This is a genomic window from Ruegeria sp. CDSA077 (assembly GCF_059612265.1).
On the sequence record NZ_JBXWQG010000018.1, the window covers coordinates 16,221 to 36,529 of the forward strand.

23 protein-coding genes and 1 riboswitch are annotated in these 20,309 nt (G+C 58.0%); of the genes, 15 read left to right on the forward strand and 8 right to left on the reverse strand.

Going from position 1 to position 20,309, the window contains the following annotated elements; all coding sequences use genetic code 11:
* Positions 1 to 11: 11 nt before the first annotated feature.
* The gene (gene petA, locus AC2FLE_RS20090; RefSeq protein WP_142640296.1) at positions 12 to 596 is read right to left on the reverse strand and encodes a ubiquinol-cytochrome c reductase iron-sulfur subunit; all 585 of its coding nucleotides are present in this window, start codon (positions 594 to 596) and stop codon (positions 12 to 14) included.
* A 485-nt stretch (positions 597 to 1,081) separates the two neighbouring features.
* Here petA and AC2FLE_RS20095 point away from each other — a divergent pair, with 485 nt between their 5' ends.
* Positions 1,082 to 1,525: a c-type cytochrome gene (locus AC2FLE_RS20095; protein ID WP_496699273.1), complete on the forward strand. Its 444-nt coding sequence runs from the start codon at positions 1,082 to 1,084 to the stop codon at positions 1,523 to 1,525.
* A gap of 13 nt (positions 1,526 to 1,538) precedes the next feature.
* Here the strand turns inward: AC2FLE_RS20095 and AC2FLE_RS20100 are convergent, their stop codons facing one another.
* Positions 1,539 to 2,153, reverse strand: coding sequence for an FMN-binding negative transcriptional regulator (locus AC2FLE_RS20100; RefSeq protein ID WP_142640234.1), 615 nt, complete (start codon positions 2,151 to 2,153; stop codon positions 1,539 to 1,541).
* A 54-nt stretch (positions 2,154 to 2,207) separates the two neighbouring features.
* Positions 2,208 to 2,353, forward strand: a riboswitch (FMN riboswitch).
* Between the two features lie 128 nt (positions 2,354 to 2,481).
* Here AC2FLE_RS20100 and AC2FLE_RS20105 point away from each other — a divergent pair.
* From AC2FLE_RS20105 to cobO, 5 genes are all read left to right on the forward strand, one after another.
* On the forward strand, positions 2,482 to 2,922 hold the full coding sequence (locus tag AC2FLE_RS20105; RefSeq protein WP_496699275.1) for a 6,7-dimethyl-8-ribityllumazine synthase: 441 nt from the start codon (positions 2,482 to 2,484) through the stop codon (positions 2,920 to 2,922).
* A 94-nt stretch (positions 2,923 to 3,016) separates the two neighbouring features.
* Positions 3,017 to 4,117, forward strand: a complete 1,101-nt coding sequence (aroC, locus tag AC2FLE_RS20110) for a chorismate synthase (protein WP_496699277.1) — start codon at positions 3,017 to 3,019, stop codon at positions 4,115 to 4,117.
* Complete coding sequence (locus AC2FLE_RS20115; protein ID WP_496699279.1) at positions 4,101 to 4,763, forward strand: HD domain-containing protein; 663 nt, start codon at positions 4,101 to 4,103, stop codon at positions 4,761 to 4,763. The genes aroC and AC2FLE_RS20115 overlap by 17 nt, the downstream gene beginning before the upstream one ends.
* A 54-nt stretch (positions 4,764 to 4,817) precedes the next feature.
* Positions 4,818 to 5,753, forward strand: a complete 936-nt coding sequence (locus tag AC2FLE_RS20120; protein WP_142640242.1) for a DMT family transporter — start codon at positions 4,818 to 4,820, stop codon at positions 5,751 to 5,753.
* 56 nt (positions 5,754 to 5,809) lie between these two features.
* Positions 5,810 to 6,409, forward strand: a complete 600-nt coding sequence (cobO, locus tag AC2FLE_RS20125; RefSeq protein ID WP_496699281.1) for a cob(I)yrinic acid a,c-diamide adenosyltransferase — start codon at positions 5,810 to 5,812, stop codon at positions 6,407 to 6,409.
* A 104-nt stretch (positions 6,410 to 6,513) separates the two neighbouring features.
* Here the strand turns inward: cobO and AC2FLE_RS20130 are convergent, their stop codons facing one another.
* The 3 genes from AC2FLE_RS20130 to AC2FLE_RS20140 all read right to left on the reverse strand — a co-directional run bounded on the left by AC2FLE_RS20130 (position 6,514) and on the right by AC2FLE_RS20140 (position 8,931).
* Positions 6,514 to 6,879, reverse strand: coding sequence for an SPW repeat domain-containing protein (locus AC2FLE_RS20130; protein WP_496692648.1), 366 nt, complete (start codon positions 6,877 to 6,879; stop codon positions 6,514 to 6,516).
* A gap of 109 nt (positions 6,880 to 6,988) precedes the next feature.
* Positions 6,989 to 7,939 carry an AraC family transcriptional regulator gene (locus AC2FLE_RS20135; RefSeq protein WP_496699282.1) on the reverse strand — a complete coding sequence of 317 codons (951 nt, stop codon included), beginning with the start codon at positions 7,937 to 7,939 and terminating at the stop codon, positions 6,989 to 6,991.
* Positions 7,940 to 8,064: 125 nt separating this feature from the next.
* Positions 8,065 to 8,931: a branched-chain amino acid aminotransferase gene (locus tag AC2FLE_RS20140; protein ID WP_496692646.1), complete on the reverse strand. Its 867-nt coding sequence runs from the start codon at positions 8,929 to 8,931 to the stop codon at positions 8,065 to 8,067.
* Positions 8,932 to 9,091: 160 nt separating this feature from the next.
* On the opposite strand from AC2FLE_RS20140, the gene AC2FLE_RS20145 reads away from it, so the two are divergent.
* From AC2FLE_RS20145 to dxs, 6 genes are all read left to right on the forward strand, one after another.
* On the forward strand, positions 9,092 to 9,604 hold the full coding sequence (locus AC2FLE_RS20145; RefSeq protein WP_142640252.1) for a MarR family winged helix-turn-helix transcriptional regulator: 513 nt from the start codon (positions 9,092 to 9,094) through the stop codon (positions 9,602 to 9,604).
* On the forward strand, positions 9,601 to 10,302 hold the full coding sequence (locus AC2FLE_RS20150; protein WP_142640254.1) for a response regulator: 702 nt from the start codon (positions 9,601 to 9,603) through the stop codon (positions 10,300 to 10,302). Before AC2FLE_RS20145 ends, AC2FLE_RS20150 begins: the two co-directional genes overlap by 4 nt.
* Positions 10,303 to 10,370: 68 nt before the next feature.
* A complete protein-coding gene (locus tag AC2FLE_RS20155; RefSeq protein ID WP_496699283.1) occupies positions 10,371 to 11,297 on the forward strand; it encodes a histone deacetylase family protein in 927 nt (308 codons plus the stop codon).
* Positions 11,294 to 11,536, forward strand: coding sequence for an exodeoxyribonuclease VII small subunit (locus AC2FLE_RS20160; protein ID WP_142640258.1), 243 nt, complete (start codon positions 11,294 to 11,296; stop codon positions 11,534 to 11,536). The genes AC2FLE_RS20155 and AC2FLE_RS20160 overlap by 4 nt, the downstream gene beginning before the upstream one ends.
* On the forward strand, positions 11,537 to 12,403 hold the full coding sequence (locus AC2FLE_RS20165; protein ID WP_496692644.1) for a polyprenyl synthetase family protein: 867 nt from the start codon (positions 11,537 to 11,539) through the stop codon (positions 12,401 to 12,403).
* 16 nt (positions 12,404 to 12,419) lie between these two features.
* Positions 12,420 to 14,348: a 1-deoxy-D-xylulose-5-phosphate synthase gene (gene dxs / locus AC2FLE_RS20170; protein ID WP_496699286.1), complete on the forward strand. Its 1,929-nt coding sequence runs from the start codon at positions 12,420 to 12,422 to the stop codon at positions 14,346 to 14,348.
* A 222-nt stretch (positions 14,349 to 14,570) separates the two neighbouring features.
* On the opposite strand, the gene AC2FLE_RS20175 is transcribed toward dxs, so the two are convergent.
* Positions 14,571 to 15,767 (reverse strand): BCCT family transporter, encoded by a 1,197-nt coding sequence (locus AC2FLE_RS20175; protein WP_496699288.1) that lies wholly within the window; start codon positions 15,765 to 15,767, stop codon positions 14,571 to 14,573.
* A gap of 139 nt (positions 15,768 to 15,906) precedes the next feature.
* On the opposite strand from AC2FLE_RS20175, the gene AC2FLE_RS20180 reads away from it, so the two are divergent.
* The 3 genes from AC2FLE_RS20180 (at position 15,907) to msrA (ending at position 17,834) form a co-directional block, all read left to right on the forward strand.
* The gene (locus AC2FLE_RS20180) at positions 15,907 to 16,785 is read left to right on the forward strand and encodes a DMT family transporter (RefSeq protein ID WP_496699289.1); all 879 of its coding nucleotides are present in this window, start codon (positions 15,907 to 15,909) and stop codon (positions 16,783 to 16,785) included.
* A 93-nt stretch (positions 16,786 to 16,878) separates the two neighbouring features.
* Positions 16,879 to 17,328: a peptide-methionine (R)-S-oxide reductase MsrB gene (gene msrB, locus AC2FLE_RS20185; RefSeq protein WP_496699291.1), complete on the forward strand. Its 450-nt coding sequence runs from the start codon at positions 16,879 to 16,881 to the stop codon at positions 17,326 to 17,328.
* Positions 17,325 to 17,834 carry a peptide-methionine (S)-S-oxide reductase MsrA gene (gene msrA, locus AC2FLE_RS20190; protein ID WP_282027634.1) on the forward strand — a complete coding sequence of 170 codons (510 nt, stop codon included), beginning with the start codon at positions 17,325 to 17,327 and terminating at the stop codon, positions 17,832 to 17,834. Before msrB ends, msrA begins: the two co-directional genes overlap by 4 nt.
* A 36-nt stretch (positions 17,835 to 17,870) precedes the next feature.
* On the opposite strand, the gene AC2FLE_RS20195 is transcribed toward msrA, so the two are convergent.
* Together AC2FLE_RS20195 and AC2FLE_RS20200 are read right to left on the reverse strand one after the other, a co-directional pair.
* Complete coding sequence (locus tag AC2FLE_RS20195; protein ID WP_496699293.1) at positions 17,871 to 18,044, reverse strand: YegP family protein; 174 nt, start codon at positions 18,042 to 18,044, stop codon at positions 17,871 to 17,873.
* Between the two features lie 249 nt (positions 18,045 to 18,293).
* Complete coding sequence (locus tag AC2FLE_RS20200) at positions 18,294 to 20,297, reverse strand: hydantoinase/oxoprolinase N-terminal domain-containing protein (RefSeq protein ID WP_496699295.1); 2,004 nt, start codon at positions 20,295 to 20,297, stop codon at positions 18,294 to 18,296.
* Positions 20,298 to 20,309 lie beyond the last annotated feature (12 nt).

Sequence of the window (20,309 nt, forward strand, 5' to 3'; positions counted from 1 at the left end):
CTGGGTCTCCCTTAGCCGAGTTTGATGGTGCTGGCGTCCGTCCACTCAGCGGGCGGAACGGGCAGGTTTTCAGGTGCGGGACCTTTGCGGATACGGCCAGCCATATCGTAATGCGAGCCGTGGCAGGGGCAGAACCAGCCGCCAAAGTCACCAGCATCGCCCAGCGGGACACAACCGAGGTGAGTACAGACGCCCATCTGGACGATCCAGGCACCTGCGGCTTCGCCTTCCGGCGACGGCATCACGCGGTTTGCATCCGTGGCCGGTGCATCAGCATTCAAATTGAAGTTACGGGCCAGCGGGTCAGGCAGGGCATCCACGCCATCGGCGTCCTGCTTCTGCGCTTCGTCGATTTCGACACCGGTGCGGTGACGGATGAACACGGGTTTGCCCAACCATTTGACGGTCAGCTGGGTTCCGGGCTCGACACCGCTCACATCCACGCGGATCGAGGACAGGGCCTGAACGTCTGCCGAGGGGTTCATTTGGTTGATCAGGGGCCATACGGCTGCACCCGTCGCAACGACACCTGCGCCGCCTGCGACGTAGTAGAGGAAATCTCTGCGGGTGCCTTCGTGGTCTTCTGCGTGGGACACGAGGTTTTCTCCGATTCCGGCGCCCGGCAATACCGGGCAAACATGCATCAGCACCGCATCAAAGCGGCGTCTCATCGCGGCTATCTATCCGGGAGAAATCGGTTCGTCCAGCGGTCATAGGCGCGCACTACGCCGCATCTTGGCATTCATGTCACAACGAAAGGCGTTTTTTTCAAGGGATGGGCCGGATTACCCGTGAAAGTTTGCCCTGCCGCGCGGGTGGTTCACGGAGTGATTCGGATGGCAACCAGGCAACGAAAACACCCTCACAACACAGAACCGAAGACTGTTGATCGGCGAAGATCTGCAAAATTCTGACCTGATTTTGCCACGCAAAAATCCACTTCGATTGAATCCACCTCGGCTAAAATAATGAGTTAAAAATAGATATTTTTCAACACACTAGACGAGTCTCAATTCGATTGCACATTTGGCTGGAATGTCCCAAGGGCCTGTAACAGGACCAACCTTAACGGGATTTTTCCATGCCAAAGCTTTTTACAGCCACTCTATCCTTCACCCTGACCCTTTCATCGCAATCCATCGCCGCCGGCGATCCGGCAAAGGGGGAAAGCCTCTACAATCGGTGCTCTTCGTGCCATGCAATTATCAAAGATGGAAAAGTTCTGGTCAAAGGCGGCATCACCGGGCCGAATCTCTATGGGGTCGTAGGCCGGGTGGCCGGAACAGAAACCGATTACCTGAACGGAAGCGAACGCCTACCAATCGGGATGTACACCGATGACATGATCCGTGCTGGCCAGGAAGGGCTGGTCTGGACACAGGAAAACATCGTCGAATATTCGCAGGACCCGATTGTTTTCCTGAGGGATTATCTGGATGACGAAACCGCCCGTCCGAACATGAGCGTCAAACTGAAAAAAGGGGCTGAGGATGTCGCCGCTTATCTGGCGACCTTCAGCAACTGACCAGCCCGTCCGCTCACCTAGACCGCATGAGCGCGGCGAGGTGAGTGGTCTCGCTTCCGAACCCGTCTACCGCCACATGATCTGCGGCGGCTAGACGGACATCGTCCGGCTTGTTCTGGTTCAGCTTCCAGGTGCCCTGAATGTCATCTACCTGCAACTTGCAGGGCACAATCATGCGCATCATCTTGTCCAGAGCCTCCGCGCTCATCTTGCTGGCGCTCCAGGGTGGCTTGGGGTTCAACCGGCGCTCATAAAAATCCGACTGACGATCGAGTAAATCGCGCAACGCGTCCTGCGGAAGAAGCGAAAGCGTTCCGGTCAGGTGCACCGCCACATAGTTCCAAGTGGGCACCTGATCCTCAATCCCGTACCAGTCGGGCGAGATATATCCGTCAGGCCCCGATACAGCGATTCGAACCGTGCGCGGTTCGTTCAATGCCCGGACGATCGGATTGGACCGCACCAGGTGCAGCGAGGCTTCTGCGCCATCTTCTGACAACAGAAACGGCACATGGCTAAGCAAAGGCCCCTGGTCCGCTGACAAAGCCAAAACACCAAATGCGCGCTCGCGCGCAAAAGCAATATGACTGTCACGATCCTCGGCGCGGAAGGCGGGATTGGGGTGCATGGCGGTCCTCCTGCAAAAGCTCTTGCAGAACCGCGCACCTATTGGCAAGGTGCGCCTCGTTCTCAGGGCGGGGCGGAATTCCCCACCGGCGGTATGCGGGCGATGACCCGTAAGCCCGCGAGCGGCCCCTTTTCGGGGTGTCAGCAGATCTGGTGAGAGGCCAGAGCCGACGGTTACAGTCCGGATGAAAGAGAACGTGCAGTGTGCCGGTAACCCCGCGCGCCTGCTCGTGATCGCCTTGGGTGACGTGTCATGTCGTGCTGGCAGCGAAAAGTGGGAACCGGTTTTCGCAACCGCCAGCAGACCACCAAACCGGAAGGAGATCTTGATGACACACACCCGCTATGCGTTTGTTAAGGCCAGCTGGCATGCCGATATTGTCGACCGTGCACTCGACGGGTTTCTGGAATTGATACCCGCCGATCAGGTGGACGTGTTCGACGTTCCAGGCGCGTTCGAAATGCCCCTGCTGGCCCGCGATCTTGCCCAGACTGGGCGCTATGCAGCTGTGACATGCGCGGCCTTTGTGGTGGATGGCGGCATCTACCGGCATGATTTCGTGGCGCAAGCTGTGGTCGACGGGTTGATGCGCGCAGGTCTGGATAGCGGCGTTCCGGTTCTGTCTGTTTCGCTGACGCCGCACCAGTATCAAGAGACGGACCACCACAATGCCATCTACCGCGCGCATTTCGTGGATAAGGGGCGCGAGGCGGCACAGGCGGCGTTGAAAATCACCGCCATGCGGACGCAGCTGTCCTCGGCGGCCTGACCGGAAAGGGTTGGGGTGCTGGGCCCCAACCGCAAATCCGCTTGAGGCTACGGGCCTTGCCCGCTAATCACGATGCTCAGAAGGAGCACGCCTTATGTCGATGAACAGCTTTGGCCATCTTTTCCGCGTCACCACCTGGGGTGAAAGCCACGGGCCCGCCTTGGGTGCCACTGTTGATGGCTGCCCGCCGGGGGTGACCATCGACGCAGAGGTGATCCAGCACTGGCTGGACAAGCGTAAACCAGGACAGAATAAATACACCACCCAGCGGCGCGAGCCCGATCAGGTGAAAATCCTGTCCGGCGTGTTCGAAGGGCAGACGACCGGAACTCCGGTCCAGCTGATGATCGAGAACACCGATCAGCGGTCAAAAGACTACGGCGATATCATGGAAAAGTTCCGCCCGGGCCATGCTGATATCACCTATTGGCAAAAATACGGTATCCGCGATTATCGCGGCGGTGGCCGCAGTTCGGCGCGCGAAACCGCCTCGCGCGTTGCCGCCGGGGGCTTGGCCCGCGAAGCGATCAAGCAGATCGTGCCGAATGTGCAGATCACCGGGTACATGACCCAGATCGGCCCGCATAAGATCGACCGCACGAATTTCGATTGGTCACAGATTGAACAGAACCCATTCTGGACGCCCGATACGACAGCCGCCGAAGATTGGGCCGCCTATTTAGACGGGTTACGCAAGTCCGGCAATTCGGTCGGAGCAGTGGTTGAGGTCGTTGCGCGTGGTGTCCCTGCCGGGATTGGTGCGCCAGTTTATGCCAAGTTAGACACTGATCTGGCCGCAGCGATGATGTCGATCAACGCAGTCAAAGGTGTTGAGATCGGCGAAGGCATGGCCGCCGCTGAACTGACCGGCGAGGCCAATGCCGATGAAATCTTCATGGGGCAGAACGGCCCGCAATACAGCTCGAACCACGCAGGCGGCATACTGGGCGGGATTTCGACCGGGCAGGATATAGTCGTACGCTTTGCGGTCAAACCGACCTCGTCGATTCTGACCACGCGCAAAACGATCACCAAGTCCGGAGAAGAGACCGAGATCATCACCAAAGGCCGCCATGACCCTTGTGTCGGCATCCGTGCGGTTCCGGTTGGCGAAGCGATGATGGCTTGCGTAATCCTTGACCACCTGCTGTTGCACCGGGGTCAGATCGGCGAGAACCGTGGCCATATCGGCTGAGCTGCGCACCCGGCTGCGCGGCATCGTCGCACAGCGCATGAAAACAGATCCTGCCCATGATCTGGCGCATCTGGATCGCGTTTGGATCAATGTACAGGCCATCGCGGACACGCAAGCAGATATTCGGGTTCTGCTTGCGGCAAGCTATCTTCATGACCTGGTCAACTTGCCCAAAGATGACCCCGACCGCCACTTGGCCTCACGCCGGTCTGCTGCTGAGTCAGAGCCTATTCTGGAGGAATTGACGTTTTCACGACCCGAGATCGACGCCATCCAGCACGCCATTGCTGCACACAGTTTCTCGGCCGGGATACCGCCAGAAACACCCGAGGCCCGCTTCCTACGCGATGCAGATCGGCTTGATGCACTGGGGGCCATCGGCATTGCGCGCACCTTCGTAGTGGCTGGCGCATTGGGGCGCGACTTGTATGACCCCGCGGATGCCTTTGCCCGCGCCCGTGATCTGAACGATCAGCAATTCTCGATTGACCACTGGAAGGTCAAACTGTTGAGCCTGCCGGCAGACATGCTGACGCCCACCGGGCGCGAATTGGCACAGGCGCGTGTGGCACGGATGATCCGGTTTCTTGAGGCGTTCAGCGAAGAGATCGGCCAACCCCTGCCCGACACGTGGAAATCTGCCTGATTGGTACAATCCAATCGTTGATCTTTCGCAGTCAAAGGCTCAGGTTCCCGGCCAATGGCACAATCCCTGACTTCCCACCGACCCATGCTTGCCGTGGGCCTGAAACTGGCCGCGTTGGTTCTGTTCACCTCAATGTCTGCACTGGTCAAGGCCCTGTCCGAAGATTTCCCGCCCGGCGAACTGGTGTTTTTCCGGTCGCTCTTCGCCATTCCCGTCATCATTGCCTGGTTGCTTTGGCGCGGAGAGCTGGCGCAGGGCTTTGTGGTCAAAAAGCCGATGGGTCATTTCTGGCGCGGCGTTCTGGGCACCAGCGCCATGGGTCTGACCTTTACGGGTCTCAGCCTGTTGCCACTCCCCGAGGTAACAGCGATAGGCTATGCCACGCCGATCTTCACCCTGATTCTAGCCGCGCTGATTCTTGGTGAGCGCATTCGCATGATCCGCATCGGTGCCGTCGCGCTGGGATTGTTGGGCGTGCTGATTATGGTTTGGCCCAGGCTGGGCACCACCCAGATGGAGATGGCAGCCACAATCGGGGCGCTTTGCGTGCTGGCGGCCACACTCGCCCGTGCCTTTGTTCAGATCCATATCCGGCAGTTGGTCAAGGTGGATCACCCGGCCGCGATCGTGTTCTATTTCTCGATGACCGCTACTCTGCTTTCAGCTCTGACCGCGTTTTGGGGTTGGACCATGCCGACACTTAATCAGGCTCTAATTATGATCATAATGGGGTTGATCGGCGGTGTTGCACAGATTCTGGTCACCTCGTCCTATCGCTTTGGCCAAGCCTCAATGCTGGCGCCCTATGACTATACCACCATGCTGTTTGCCATATTCATCGGCTATATCTGGTTTGATGAGCTGCCGACGCTTGCGATCCTGTTGGGTGCGACGCTGGTGATTGCGGGCAATGTGGTCGTGATCTGGCGCGAACACCAGCTGGGACTGGAACGCGGCAAGGCCCGGTCCCTGACCGATCACAAAGCGTGACTTTACCTTTTTCAATCTTGCCCTAGTTTGGGCCCAACAATCACAGAGGTGCCCGAATGAGCGACGCGCAGGATCACAAAGAAAAGATGCAGCAGGTGCAGGCCAAGCACCGCAAAAAAGTGTCCGAGGCCGTCGACCCGGGCCGTGGTCTGGTGCTGATCAATACCGGCAAGGGCAAGGGCAAATCCTCGGCCGCGTTTGGTGTCGTGATCCGAGCGCTGGGATGGGGTCAGAAAGTTGCCGTCGTACAGTTCATCAAGGGCAAGTGGAAAACCGGTGAGCGGCGGTTCTTTGAAGAGCGCGACTTGGTCACCTGGCACACGATGGGCGAGGGCTTTACCTGGGACACTCAGGACCGCGAACGCGATATCGCTGCTGCCAACGCCGCTTTTGACAAGGCGCGGGCACTGATGGAAAGCGGTGAGTATGATCTGGTCGTGCTGGACGAGATCAATATTGCCCTGCGGTATGAATATCTGACGGTGGATCAGGTGATTGGCGGATTGAAGGCGCGGTCCGACAAGACCAGCGTGTTCCTGACCGGCCGCGACGCCCCGGAGGCGCTGTGTGACTATGCTGATCTGGTCACTGAGATGACCGAAGAAAAGCACCCGTTTCAGGCCGGAATCAAAGCTCAGCGCGGCGTGGATTTCTGAGCGCTTTATCAAGGTCACCGCGATAAGCCGCCCGTTGTTTGAACGGGCGGCTTTGTTTTCCGAGTGGGAAGCAAAGGTATCGAGACGTCTGGGCATGTGCCCGTTCAAGCAAACGCCTCTTGCTCTGGCGCGCTGAGCGAGATGACCGCCACCACAGCCGCGCCGTTCAGCCAGTAGAATATCGCATCCAGACCCTGGAACCCAAACAGGCTGGGTGCCGCCAGAAACACCACCCCGACCAGCAGATCGACGCCTAGGTGGACGCGATAAGGCAATACCCTCCATATCCCCAGATGATGATCGGTCAATACGGTCAGAACAAAGGCTGCAATGCCGGTCACAACCGACAGCCACAGGGCCATCGGATTGGACTGACCCAACCCCAGAACAAACGGCAGCGCCATCAGGGCGATGGCAACCGGGTAATCGAGGTAGGCATGAATATTGCGGGTAACGAAACGGAGAGACATTGCATTTTCCTTTCCTTGTTTGAGATGACCTCAAACTAGGACAAGTAGGTCGAACGCTTAATTCTGGATCGTCCATGAAACCTTGCAGATCGTTCAGAATGATGGAGGATCAATGCATGGCTCGATAAGCCGCCGGTGACAGACCGATCTGTTTCTTGAACACGCGGGAAAACGCGGCCTCAGAGGCATACCCCACCTCGGCCGCCGCATCGGAAACGTTCCAGCGGCTTTCGACCAATCCCTGACAGGCGATCTGCATCCGCCAATCGGTGAGGTATTGCATGGGCGTGGCCCCCATCTTTTCAGCAAAGAGCTGGGCAAAGGCCGTGCGGGACATAGCGGCCTCTCGGGCCAGGGTCTCAACGCTCCATTCTACCGCTGGTGCGCGGTGAAACGCGGTCAGCGCGCGTGAAATTCGCGGATCTGCAAATCCTGCCAGGGCCGAGTCACTTGGGCTTTGATGTTCAAGATAAGCACGGATGGCCTGCGCAAACAGCACTTCGGACAGTTTCAACGCGATCAGGTCGCCACCGATACGCGCGCCGCTGACCTCGGATCCAATCATGCGCAGGGTGGACTCGAACCAGGCCCCAGCCTCTTCACCGTAATTCTCGATCAGGATGTAAGGAGGCAACCGATCCAGCAACATATGCCCGGTACCTTGTCGACCCGGAGGGCCGGTGAACGAGAAGTGGCCGCAGATCAGTTGCGTGTCACGACCTTTGTCCTCTCCGCCATAGATCAAAACCCCATCCCCCGTGTAACCCGCATCTTCCAGCACCTGCTCCAGAGGCAAAGCGTCCAACGGCTTGACTTCGTTGCACAGCAACGCATGGGCCGTACCATGGGGAATCAGGATCAGATCACCCTGCTTCAAACGCAGAGTTTCCCCTGTATTAGAGACGAAAACATGAAGCTCACCCCGTTGAACAAAATGAAACCGGGCGACGTTTTCAAAGGCTGGAACCTGAATTCCGAACGGAGGCGTAAAAGAAGTGCGGAAGTAAAACGTCCCGCGCAAGGACAGACGGGTGAGGATATCGCTGAGAAGGTCTAACATTACCGTAACCTACACCCCGCCACGCATTCGTCCAGTTACCTGTACGATCTGCAATGAATTGCGAATGAACGGCAAAGAAAAACCCCCGCGAAATCGCGGGGGCTCTATCTGTCTCAAATCTGCGATCAGGCGCGGACCAGCGCCTCATAATCTGCGGCGATTTCGCGGGTGAGGTCACCGACCTCGAACGTATAGTCGCCGATCTGGCCCACAGGCGTGACCTCGGCCGCAGTACCGGTCAGCCAGCATTGTTCAAAATCGGCCATCTCTTCGGGTTTGATGCGGCGCTCATGCACCGTGATGCCTTTATCTTTTAGCATCTGGATCACTGTCTGGCGGGTGATCCCGTTCAAAAAGCAATCGGCCAACGGGGTATGAACTTCGCCGTCCTTCACAAAGAAGACGTTCGCCCCGGTCGCCTCGGCAACATAACCGCGCCAGTCCATGAACAGCGCATCCGAGCAGCCCTTGGCCTCGGCCTTATGCTTGGAAATGGTGCATATCATGTACAGCCCGGCCGCCTTGGCATGGACCGGGATGGTTTCAGGGCTGGGCCGCTTCCATTCCGCGATATCCAGCTTGGCGCCCTGCATCTTGGCGTCGCCATAATAGGCACCCCAGGGCCAGACCGCTACGGCCATGCGGACCGGGTTCTTGGCCGAGGCCACGCCCATATCCTCACCCGAACCACGCCAGACCAGCGCACGGACATAGGCGTCCTGCAAGCCACTTGCCTTCAGCGCGTCTTCCTTTGCCGCTTCGATCTGGTCGATCGTATAGGGCATCGGCATGTCCAGCGCCTCGGCCGAGGCGACCAGCCGTTCAGAATGCTCCCGACTTTTGAAAATTTTGCCGTTATAGGCCCGCTCGCCCTCAAAGACCGAAGACGCATAGTGCATCGCATGGCTCAGAATGTGGACATTCGCCTCGCGCCAGGGCACAAGTTCTCCATCCATCCAGATGACACCGTCACGATCATCATACCCCGCCATGCGAAACCTCCCTGCCTGGGTTGAATATTCCGATTATTGCGCAATATAGGTCCGAAGTGGACATAAAGTTGCGCAAAAACTGCGATTCGATACCTGTCCGCTCTTGGAATGTCAACAACGCTGACATAAACTCGGACCTGTGTAACGAATGAGGCAGAATATGTCAGATACCCGCCCCGCCCAGGCCTTTGGCGGAGAAAGCCTGTTGTTTCTTACGGATGAACAGCTGCGGCAGGGGATCGAGGCGATGTTTTTCGCCTATCGCGGGTTCACGGCGGACCCGGATCGCATTCTGACACAGCTGGCCTATGGGCGGGCACACCACCGTGCTATCCACTTTATAAATCGCGCACCGGGGACGACCGTCAATAACCTGCTTGCTATTCTTGGGGTGACGAAACAGTCTCTGAACCGGGTCCTTCGGACATTGATTGACGATGGGTTGGTCGAAAGCAGGGTCGGTACAGTGGACAAGCGCGAACGGCACCTGTTTCTGACCGAAGCCGGGAGGGCGCTTGAAACCAGGCTGTCCGAGGCCCAGCGCGTGCGGATGCGCGCGGCCTATAAGGACGCAGGCCCAGAAGCGGTGTCTGGGTTTCGCAAAGTGCTTGAAGCAATGATGGATGCTGATATGCGTCATGCCTATACCAAATTGCGGGATACGACCTCATGAGTGATATGGACGCCCATCTGTTGATCGTTGACGATGACGAGCGTATTCGCGATCTGCTCAAGAAATTCCTGATGCGAAACGGGTTTCTGGTGACCGCGGCGCGGGATGCGGCCCATGCACGTCGGGTGCTGTCGGGGCTGGATTTCGACATGATCGTTCTGGATGTGATGATGCCCGGCGAAGATGGTGTCAGCCTGACCAGAGCCCTGCGCGAGACCCACACCACCCCGATCCTGTTGCTGACGGCGCGGGGAGAAACCGAACACCGTATCGCCGGGCTTGAGGCGGGGGCCGATGATTATCTGGCCAAACCGTTCGAGCCCAAAGAGCTTTTGTTGCGGATCAATGCGATCCTGCGCCGGATGCCGGAAACCCCGGCACAGGATGCCGCAACCAAGATTCTGCATCTCGGCCCGATCCGCTATGATGTTGAGCGCGGTGAGATGTGGCGGGGCGAAGAAACGGTCCGCCTAACCGCAACGGAAAGCCAGCTGATGAAGATCTTCTCGGCCCAACCCGGCGCCCCTATCAGTCGCGCCAAGCTGGTCGAGGATCTGGGCCGTGATAAGGGTCAGGCGCAGGAGCGTGCCGTGGATGTGCAGATCACACGGCTGAGACGCAAGATCGAGCAAGACCCGAAACAACCCCGGTACCTGCAGACCGTGCGCGGGGCCGGGTACATGCTGGCACCGGATTGATTGAGCCGCTGCGTGGCGGTTCTTTGCCTTCGGCGAAGGTATTTTGACCAGATGAACAGGGGATTGTGATGAAAACTGCCCTTTTGACCCATGCGGATTGTCTTGGGCACGTGACACCCGAGGGGCATCCGGAACAAGTCGCGCGACTGGAACATATCCTTCATGCGCTGGATAGGCTGGACCTGGATCGTGTGACCGCGCCGCTTGCAGCCGATGATGACCTGCTGCGTATTCACCCCGAAAGCCATATTCGCGACATCCGCAAAAGTCGCCCGACAGAGGGATTCCGGCAAGTGGACGGCGATACATTCATGTCGCCGGGATCTGTAGATGCGGCCTATAGGGCTGCAGGGGCTGTGGTAAGAGCCGTGGATTTAGTGCTGGGCGGAGAAGCCCCAAATGCGTTCTGTGCCATTCGCCCTCCCGGCCATCACGCCGAGAATGAAACCGCCATGGGGTTCTGCCTGTTCGGCAACGCCGCATTGGGGGTGAAACACGCGTTGGATCATCACGGTCTGTGCCGCGTCGCTGTGGTGGATTTCGATGTACACCATGGCAATGGCACGCAGGATTTGCTGTGGGATGAGCCGCGCGCGTTGGTGATCACCAGCCAACAGATGCCCTTGTGGCCGGGATCAGGCCGCGCCGACGAGACCGGCGCCTTTGACAACGTCCTGAATATTCCACTGTCCCCCGGAACCGGCGGCGCCAAGATGCGCGCCGCCTATGAAACATTGGCTTTCCCGCGACTGCGCGCCTTCAAACCCGAGCTGATCATAATCTCTGCCGGGTTTGACGCCCATCAGGATGATCCGCTGGCCAATCTGAACTGGGCCACCGAAGATTTCGCCTGGATCACTGCCGAATTGTGCAAGATTGCCGATGAGCATTGCGCGGGACGTATCGTCTCGACTTTGGAAGGCGGGTATGATCTGAAAGCCTTGGCCGAGGCCACACGTGCCCATGTGGAAGAGTTGATGAAGGCAGCCCGATGACAGATACACCCGTTGACCAGATGACATTCGAACAGGCGATGAAAGAGCTTGAGGCCGTTGTCGGCCAGCTGGAGCGTGGCGATGTGGCGCTGGACCAGTCCATCGCCTTGTATGAACGGGGTGCAGCGCTGAAGAAACGCTGCGAGGATGAACTGAAGCGGGCCGAGGAAAAAGTGGCCGCGATCACCTTGGACGCCGATGGTCAACCGACCGGGACGACGGTTGTCGAAGGTCAGTAAATGTTTCGCGAAAGACTGGCGCAGGATGCAACGCTGATTCAGGGCCATTTTGATCTGGTTCTGGGCGCGCTGGACGATCTGGATGTGACACAGGCGATGGCCTATGCCACGCAAGGCGGCAAAGGTCTGCGCGGGTTTTTGGTGCTGGAAAGCGCGCGGCTGCATGATGTGGATACAGCGCGTGCGATCTGGCCTGCCACGGGGATCGAGGCATTGCACGCCTATTCTCTGGTGCATGATGACCTGCCCTGCATGGATAACGACGATTTGCGTCGCGGGCGCCCGACAGTTCATGTGAAATGGGATGAGGGCATCGCGGTTCTGGCAGGCGACGCGTTGCAGACGCTGGCATTCGAACTTTGCACCCGTCCCGAAATTGGCCCCGCCGAAATTCGCGCGGAATTGGCCTTGTCTCTGGCGCAGGCAAGCGGAGCGCAGGGCATGGTGCTGGGCCAGGCGCTGGATATCGCGGCGGAATCGGCAGACTCTCCGCTGACGCTGGAAGAAATCACCCATTTGCAGGCAGGAAAAACCGGAGCGCTGATCGAGTGGTCTGCATGCGCCGGCGCGCGTCTGGCCCAAGCTGATCTTGCGCCCTTGCGCCAATATGCCCAATCCCTTGGTCTTGCTTTTCAAATCGCAGATGACATCTTGGATATAGAGGGTAACGCCGAAATTGCGGGCAAGCGCCTTCAGAAGGATGCCGAGGCGGGAAAGGCCACGTTTGTGTCTCTGCTGGGCCTCGACGCCGCCAGAACCCGTGCCGCGGAGCTGGTGGAACAGGGCTGCGCCGCGTTGGAAGGCTATGGCGCGTCGGCTGAAACCTTGAAGGACGCCGCCCGCTTCGTTATTGCCCGGGACAGCTAAGCCAGGAACGCGCCATATGTCTGACCGCCCGAACACTCCTCTGCTGGATCTTGTGAACCGCCCGGCCGACCTGCGGCAGTTTTCGGACGCGCAGCTGCATCAGGTGGCGCAGGAATTACGGGCCGAGACGATCTCGGCCGTATCGGTCACCGGCGGGCATCTGGGTGCGGGTCTGGGCGTGGTGGAACTGACCACCGCGCTGCATGCGGTATTCGATACGCCGCGTGACAAAATCATCTGGGATGTCGGGCACCAGTGCTATCCGCATAAAATCCTGACCGGGCGGCGCGACCGGATCCGTACCCTGCGCCAACCCGGTGGGTTGAGCGGGTTCACCAAGCGCAGCGAAAGCCCCTACGACCCGTTTGGCGCGGCGCATTCCAGCACCTCGATCAGTGCGGCCCTTGGCTTTGCCGTGGCGCGCGATCTGGGTGGCGTGACGCCCGAAGGTCTGGGCGATGCGATTGCCGTGATCGGCGATGGATCTATGTCGGCGGGCATGGCCTTTGAGGCGATGAACAACGCAGGCCACCTGAAAAAGCGCCTGATCGTTATCCTCAACGACAATGAGATGAGCATCGCACCGCCGGTTGGCGCCCTGTCCAGTTATCTGTCGCGCATTTATGCCGAAGAACCGTTCCACGATCTGAAGGCCGCCGCCAAGGGCGCAGTGTCCTTGTTGCCGGAACCGTTCCGCGAAGGCGCCAAACGCGCCAAGGAAATGCTCAAAGGCATGGCCGTAGGCGGTACTTTATTCGAAGAACTGGGCTTTTCCTATCTCGGCCCGATTGACGGACACGACATGGATCAGCTGTTGCCGGTGCTGCGCACGGTCAAGACGCGGGCTACCGGCCCGATCCTGATCCATGTGCTGACAAAAAAGGGCAAGGGCTATGCCCCCGCCGAGCAGGCCCGTGACAAGGGTCACGCGACCGCGAAATTCGATGTTGTGACGGGTGAGCAAAAGAAGGCGCCGTCAAACGCACCGTCCTATACTTCGGTTTTTGGCAAGACGCTGGTGGAAGAAGCCGCGCGGGACGACAAGATCGTCGCCGTCACCGCCGCCATGCCCGATGGAACCGGGTTGAACCTGTTTGCCGAACGCTACCCGTCACGTTGTTTCGATGTAGCGATTGCGGAACAGCATGGTGTGACGTTCTCGGCGGCTTTGGCTGCGGGCGGGATGAAGCCGTTCTGCACCATGTATTCGACCTTCCTGCAGCGCGGCTATGATCAGGTCGTACATGATGTGGCCATTCAGCGCCTGCCCGTGCGATTTGCCATCGACCGCGCTGGTCTGGTGGGCGCTGATGGGGCGACCCATGCCGGATCGTTTGACATTGCCTATCTGGCCAACCTGCCGGGCATGGTCGTGATGGCCGCCGCAGATGAGGCCGAGCTGATGCATATGGTGGCCACCGCCGTCGCCCACGACGAAGGCCCGATCGCCTTCCGCTATCCCCGCGGTGAAGGCGTGGGCGTGGACCTGCCCGAGCGTGGTGAAGTGCTTAAAATCGGCAAAGGCCGGATAATTCAGAAGGGCGCGCGTGTGGCATTGCTGTCTTTCGGTACGCGCTTGGCCGAAGTACAAAAAGCCGCCGAGGCCCTATCCGCACGCGGCATAACCCCTACCATAGCCGATGCACGTTTCGCCAAACCGCTGGACCGCGACCTGATCCTGAATCTGGCCTCCGATCATGAGGCGCTGATCACCATCGAAGAGGGTGCGATTGGCGGTTTCGGCAGCCATGTGGCGCAGCTACTGGCCGATGAGGGTGTGTTTGATCAGGGCCTTAAATACCGCTCGATGGTGTTTCCGGATATCTTCATTGATCAGGCAAACCCGGCGGATATGTATGCGGTTGCCGGTATGAATGCCGAACAGATCGAGGCCAATGTCCTGTCTGTTCTGGGTGTGGCCACGATTGGTGAAAAACGCGCCTGAGGGACCATTAAGGTTACCAACTCCAAGGAAGAGCGTGCCTCAAGATAGCTCTTCAGTGAGTGAAGATTGAACTAAGCCAACATAAGTAAAAGATATTGCAAGTTTGTGATTTCACACGTGTCGCTTTTGTTTGGCCTTTTTGACTCTTTCCGCATTGCTTACACAGTGCCGGCCAAAAAAACGGGCGCCTCAGCGCCCGTATTAGCTTCTTCTCGATGTTGATCAGTGAACCGTCTCGACCTTGTGGAAATCCAGATCACGGTCTTCGGGCATCCCATTGATGCTCAGCACCTCTTTGCGCTTGGTGATCAGGATATAAACCACACAGGCCAGATAGAGGCCGACAACAACTGCGCCGATCCACTGGATCTGCAACCACTGGCTTTGGAACAGCAAGGTCAGGACGAACAGCAGCACAACATTGCCCGCCACATAGATCGCTTTACCAAAGCGGGCGACTGTCATGTTCAGGTTGTCCGTATAGAGCCTGATCAACGAATCCAGTGAGTTGATCACGAAGGTCACGCCCACAATCACCATCGCAATGTTGGTGATGCCTGCAGTGCTGATGCCGTTCAGGTGGTAATAGTAGAGAACGGTGAACCAGATCGCCAAGGGTATCGACGGAAAGATCAGCAGAGCAGCCAGTAGCTGCCAGGTCTTCAGCCCACCTACAAAGCGAGATGTGAACTGGCCGATCATGATCGACCAGGCAAACCACCAGAACAGGTAGAAGGCGTGATAATCTGTCAGCGGCAGGACAAACTTGTGCAGGTTGGTGAAATAGGCACCAACATTGCTTCCGGTTTCCACAAAGCCATTCACGCCCATGCCCGCAGCAACCCACATGCCCAAGATCAGTGCCAGGAACAAAAATGTCGAGCCCACCGACAGGATACGCACGTATTTCAGGTCGGTCGAAGAATATGCCGCTGCCAGAATGACGACAAACACGATGACATAGAAGGTGGTGACCACTGACTCGCCGTCTCCGACCTCGGGCAGGTAGCCGGGCAGGTAGATCAGGAACAGGCTGGCGGTGAAAGCGCAGGTGCCGATGATGACCACATTGTTGATCAGCTTGACCAGCGGGATTTCAAAGAACTTCACGCGCGGCTCGATGACACAGAAATAGAACGCGGTCAGAAAGTAGAACGCCCAGATCAGAAAGCCCCAGAACCCGAATTCGATCGCCAGTGGGTTGGCAAACGCATAGGCGGGGTCTTCGGCATAGCCGCCGAATTCGGTCAGCGGAAACATGATCAGGCCGACATCCAACCCGGATGTGAACAGAATCGCGATGAAGGTGAACAGATGAACCGGCGTTACGCCGACGATCCGCAGATTCCACCACTTCACCACAAAGAAGGCAACAAGGCCCAACGCCAGCAAGACGCCAAATGATAGTATGTACTCCAATAGCACCGACAATCCTCCCATTAATGTCAGTTCATGACGCTGTTATAGTTTATTGGCTGATCAATCAATAAAAACAGCACTGCTTGCGGCGCGCGCTTATTCGGTCAACAGTGCGCGAAAATCTGAACAGGGGGTCGCGATGGATTTTCGCGCAATGGCCATGGGGCTGACATTTGCGTTTATCTGGTCTTCGGCCTTCACCTCGGCCCGGATCATCGTGGCGGACGCATCGCCGTTGTTTTCCCTGGCTCTGCGGTTTCTGATCTCGGGTTTGATTGGCGTCGTGATTGCTCGGGCGATGGGCCAAAGCTGGCGGCTGACGCGGTCACAATGGTATGCCACCATCCTGTTCGGGATATGTCAAAATGCCCTTTATTTGGGCCTAAACTTCTATGCGATGCAAACAATCGAGGCCTCTGTTGCCGCCATCATCGCCTCGACCATGCCATTGCTGGTAGCCTTGGCCAGTTGGGTGTTCATGGGCGACAGATTACAGCCAGTTGGAATTGTCGGCCTGTGTGCCGGGTTCGCCGGTGTTGCTCTGATCATGAGCAGTCGGATCGGCGACGGCGTTGATCTGTTCGGCGTCATGCTTTGTGGCATTGGAGCGCTTGCGCTGACATTTGCCACGCTCGCAGTGCGAGGGGCGACATCGGGCGGGAATTTCATGATGGTGGTTGGCTTACAGATGCTGGTCGGATCGGCCATTCTGTTTGTTGCAGCACCGGTATTCGAAACGATTCATATCCACTTGACGGTGCCGCTGGTCCTGGCCTTCACCTATACAACTCTGTTTCCCGGCCTTCTGGCCACGTTCATCTGGTTCCTGCTGCTGGATCGGATCGGCGCAACCCGGGCGGCCACGTTTCACTTTCTCAACCCGGTCTTTGGTGTCACCATCGCCGCGATCTTGTTGGGCGAAAAACTGGGGCCGCTGGATGCGGTCGGGGTTCTTATCACAACACTGGGCATTCTGACGGTGCAACTGTCTCGCCAACCCGGCAGAAAACCAGTCTGACCTTGCACAACTGCGCGAGCCCGGCAGAACGCCCTTTGCTTTCCGCCAATAATGCCCATCTAATATGCGAACCACCAGAAGTCCGGAGGAGCAATGACCCGTTACACCAAATCCCCTGAGGCCGTCGCCGCATTGTCGCCCGAGGAATACCACGTCACGCAAAACAGCGGCACCGAACGGCCCGGAACTGGCAAACTGCTGAATAACAAAGAACCCGGCATCTACGTGGATATCGTCTCGGGCGAGCCTTTGTTCGCCTCGGCGCACAAGTACGAATCCGGCTGCGGCTGGCCCAGTTTCACCAAGCCGATCGTACATGAGCATGTTGAAGAGGTTCACGATGCCTCGCTGGGTATGATCCGGACCGAAGTTCGCTCGAAACATGGCGATAGCCATTTGGGGCATGTATTTCCCGACGGCCCGCGCGAACATGGCGGGCTGCGATATTGTATCAACTCAGCCTCATTGCGGTTCGTCCATCGCGATCAGATGGAGGCCGAGGGCTATGGCGAATTCCTGATTCATGTGGAGGAGATCGAATGACCGAACATCGCGCCGTTCTTGCCGGGGGCTGCTTTTGGGGCATGCAGGATCTGATCCGCAAACGCCCGGGCGTTTTCCGCACTCGCGTCGGATATACTGGTGGAGACGTGCCCAACGCCACTTATCGCAACCATGGCACCCATGCCGAGGCGATCGAGATCTTTTACGATCCTACCGTGACCACCTATCGCGATCTGCTTGAGTTTTTCTTTCAGATCCATGACCCGACTACGGTGAACCGGCAAGGGAACGACATGGGGATGAGCTATCGCTCGGCCATTTATTATGTCGATGACGCCCAGAAACAGGTCGCCCTGGACACCATTGCCGATGTGAATGCCAGTGGTATCTGGCCCGGCAAAGTCGTGACCGAGCTGGAACCCGTTGGCGATTTCTGGGAGGCCGAGTCCGAGCATCAGGATTATCTTGAACGCATCCCGAACGGCTATACCTGCCATTTCCCGCGCCCGGATTGGGTTCTGCCCAAACGCGACGCGGCTGAGTAAAAGAGGCGGCGCGAAACCAATGCGCCGCCTAGTTTTCTACTCATAGACCGGTGCGCTTCCCGAACCCTTCACTAAATTGATCCCGTTTAGGGCGTCAGACTTGTTACGGTATCCTTCGCCGGAATCTGCAATCGTAAGGTGGTTTGCAGCTTTGAGTGTCCAACGCCAATCGTTGGACCGATCACGATACAATTCGAAGTACATGTTCATACCTTATTGTTTGCGCGGCATAGAACCGCACAGCTTGAGGAATGCCGCTTTGCGCTTGACCGATCACACCAGATCATGAGAATCTGCTTGTGTGTTTAGCGACACGGTCCGTTGCAAAGCAGCGGCTAGCGCTCGGGGAATCCCCGGGCGCTTTTATTTTATCCACAGCACGGCTTCGAGTCGAATCTAAATTTTGAGCTGTGAACTACTTATTGTGGAATCATAGTCAGACTGAGCTACTTATAGTAGCTAGTCAGACGCCACCCGCGGCCTTCCACTGGCCTCGACGGTGATCATTGCCTCAACAAAGACCTCCTGCGCTTCGATACGGGCGGTGCGGATATCACGGTCGACGATCACTCGGATATCCTCGGCACCGGCTCCGCGCACTTCTCCTTCCGCCTCAGCCCTCAGGATGGATTCCAGCAGCGCCATCGCCTCGTCAGAATCGCTAAAGTCCTGAGGCCCGTCTTCAAGATGCACCCTGTACCGCCCTTCGGATGGCGCGGTGACGGTCCCGGCCCGGCGCAGTGTCAGCCTGCCAACCACAGCTCCAATCGCATTGGCCACGCCCGTGTGTTCCGGCAGAATCATGCGGCATCGCAATCTTTCCCCGACTGCGGGGTAATAGCTGGGGGCCGACGCCCCAAGACCGATCACATCCACATTCAGTGCCGCGTCCAGCGCCACCAAACCGCGATGCCCGGCCAGACCTTTCCGCGTCAAAACATGCCGGGCCAGATCGGGTGCCGGAACGCCGAAATCCTCGGCTTCTTCTGAAAAAGCGGTCTCTAACAAGGTCAAAGATGTCTGTTCGGTCAACTGATCAACGATCATCTGCGCCAACAGATCCGGTGTTGCAGCCAGCATATCACCGGTGCCAATCCGTTTTCGCGCCACCAGTTCCAGCGCCTTGCGTGCAGCCTCTGCGTCCCAGGCATCCAAACGGCCCAGAACATGGCTGGCATCCGAAGGTGTCACGCCGGATACCTGAACGATTCCACGATCCACCAAACGAGTAAGTGCGCCTGCCTCCATCCGCGTTTTAAGCAAATCAGACAGCGGCAGGACCTTCTGCCCCAAGCGATCCACCAGGGCGGTTTCCCTTGCCCCCAGACCTTCGGCATGAACACCCGGTACCAGACGTGCGAACCGGGTGTCATGTTCACCCACAGTTGGGGCCCGCAACTGCGCATCCAAGGCCGTGTGAACCTCGTCGGGCGCTTCTGACGCGATCAGAGATACGGGCAAAACACGGCGCGGTCCCAGGAAGATGCCGCCGCCCAGCCCTTCGGTTACAACATGTACCTGACTGTCCCCGCCCAACCCGTGGGTCCGCATTGCGACGGCCTCCACCATGGTGCGAAAGCCGCCAACCCTGGCACCTTCGGGATCAATGGCGGGCTTGCCATCCCGGATCAAGGCGACATCGGTCGTGGTACCTCCGATATCTGATACCAGAGCGTTCTCGGCTCCCGTTAGCCAGCGCGCCCCGACGATCGAGGCCGCAGGGCCGCTCAAAATCGTTTCAATCGGTCGATCCCGCGCCTGTTCGGCGCTCATCAACGCTCCGTCGCCGCGAACCACCATCATTGGCGCTGAAATACCTAGCGTCACAAGCTGATCCTGTGCCCGTCCGATCAAGCGGTCGATCATGCCAATCAACCGTGCATTCAATACCGCTGTCACTGCACGTTTTGGGCCATTCAACTTGGCCGACAGATGGTGCGAACATGTCACCGGCGCACCCGTCCGATCAGTAATAATGCGGGCGACCTCAAGTTCATGCGCCGGGTTTCTGGTGGCAAACTGACCGGCCACCGCGAAGCCTGAGATACCAGAATTAGAGTCTAAAAAGGCTTCAACCGCCTGAACATCCAATGGCCTGGCCTCTGTTCCCGCATGCGTGTGACCGCCCGCCACAACCAAAGCAGGATCCCCTTTCAAAGCATCCCGCAGACCATGCTTTTCCAGATCTCCTTCCCTGAACCCGATATAGACAAGGGCAACCCGGCCACCCTGCCCTTCGACCAGCGCATTCGTGGCCAATGTCGTTGACAGCGACGCCATTGAGATCTGTTCCGGTGACACCTGAGCCTGCGTCAGAACCGCGGAAATCGCCTTGCCGACGCCAATCGCCAGATCAGCTCGTGTTGTCAGAGATTTGGCTGAAGCAATCACCTCAGTCTCATCCCGGACCAGCACCGCATCCGTATAGGTTCCGCCTGTATCAACCCCCAAAGCCAGCGCCATCGGGTTCTCCTT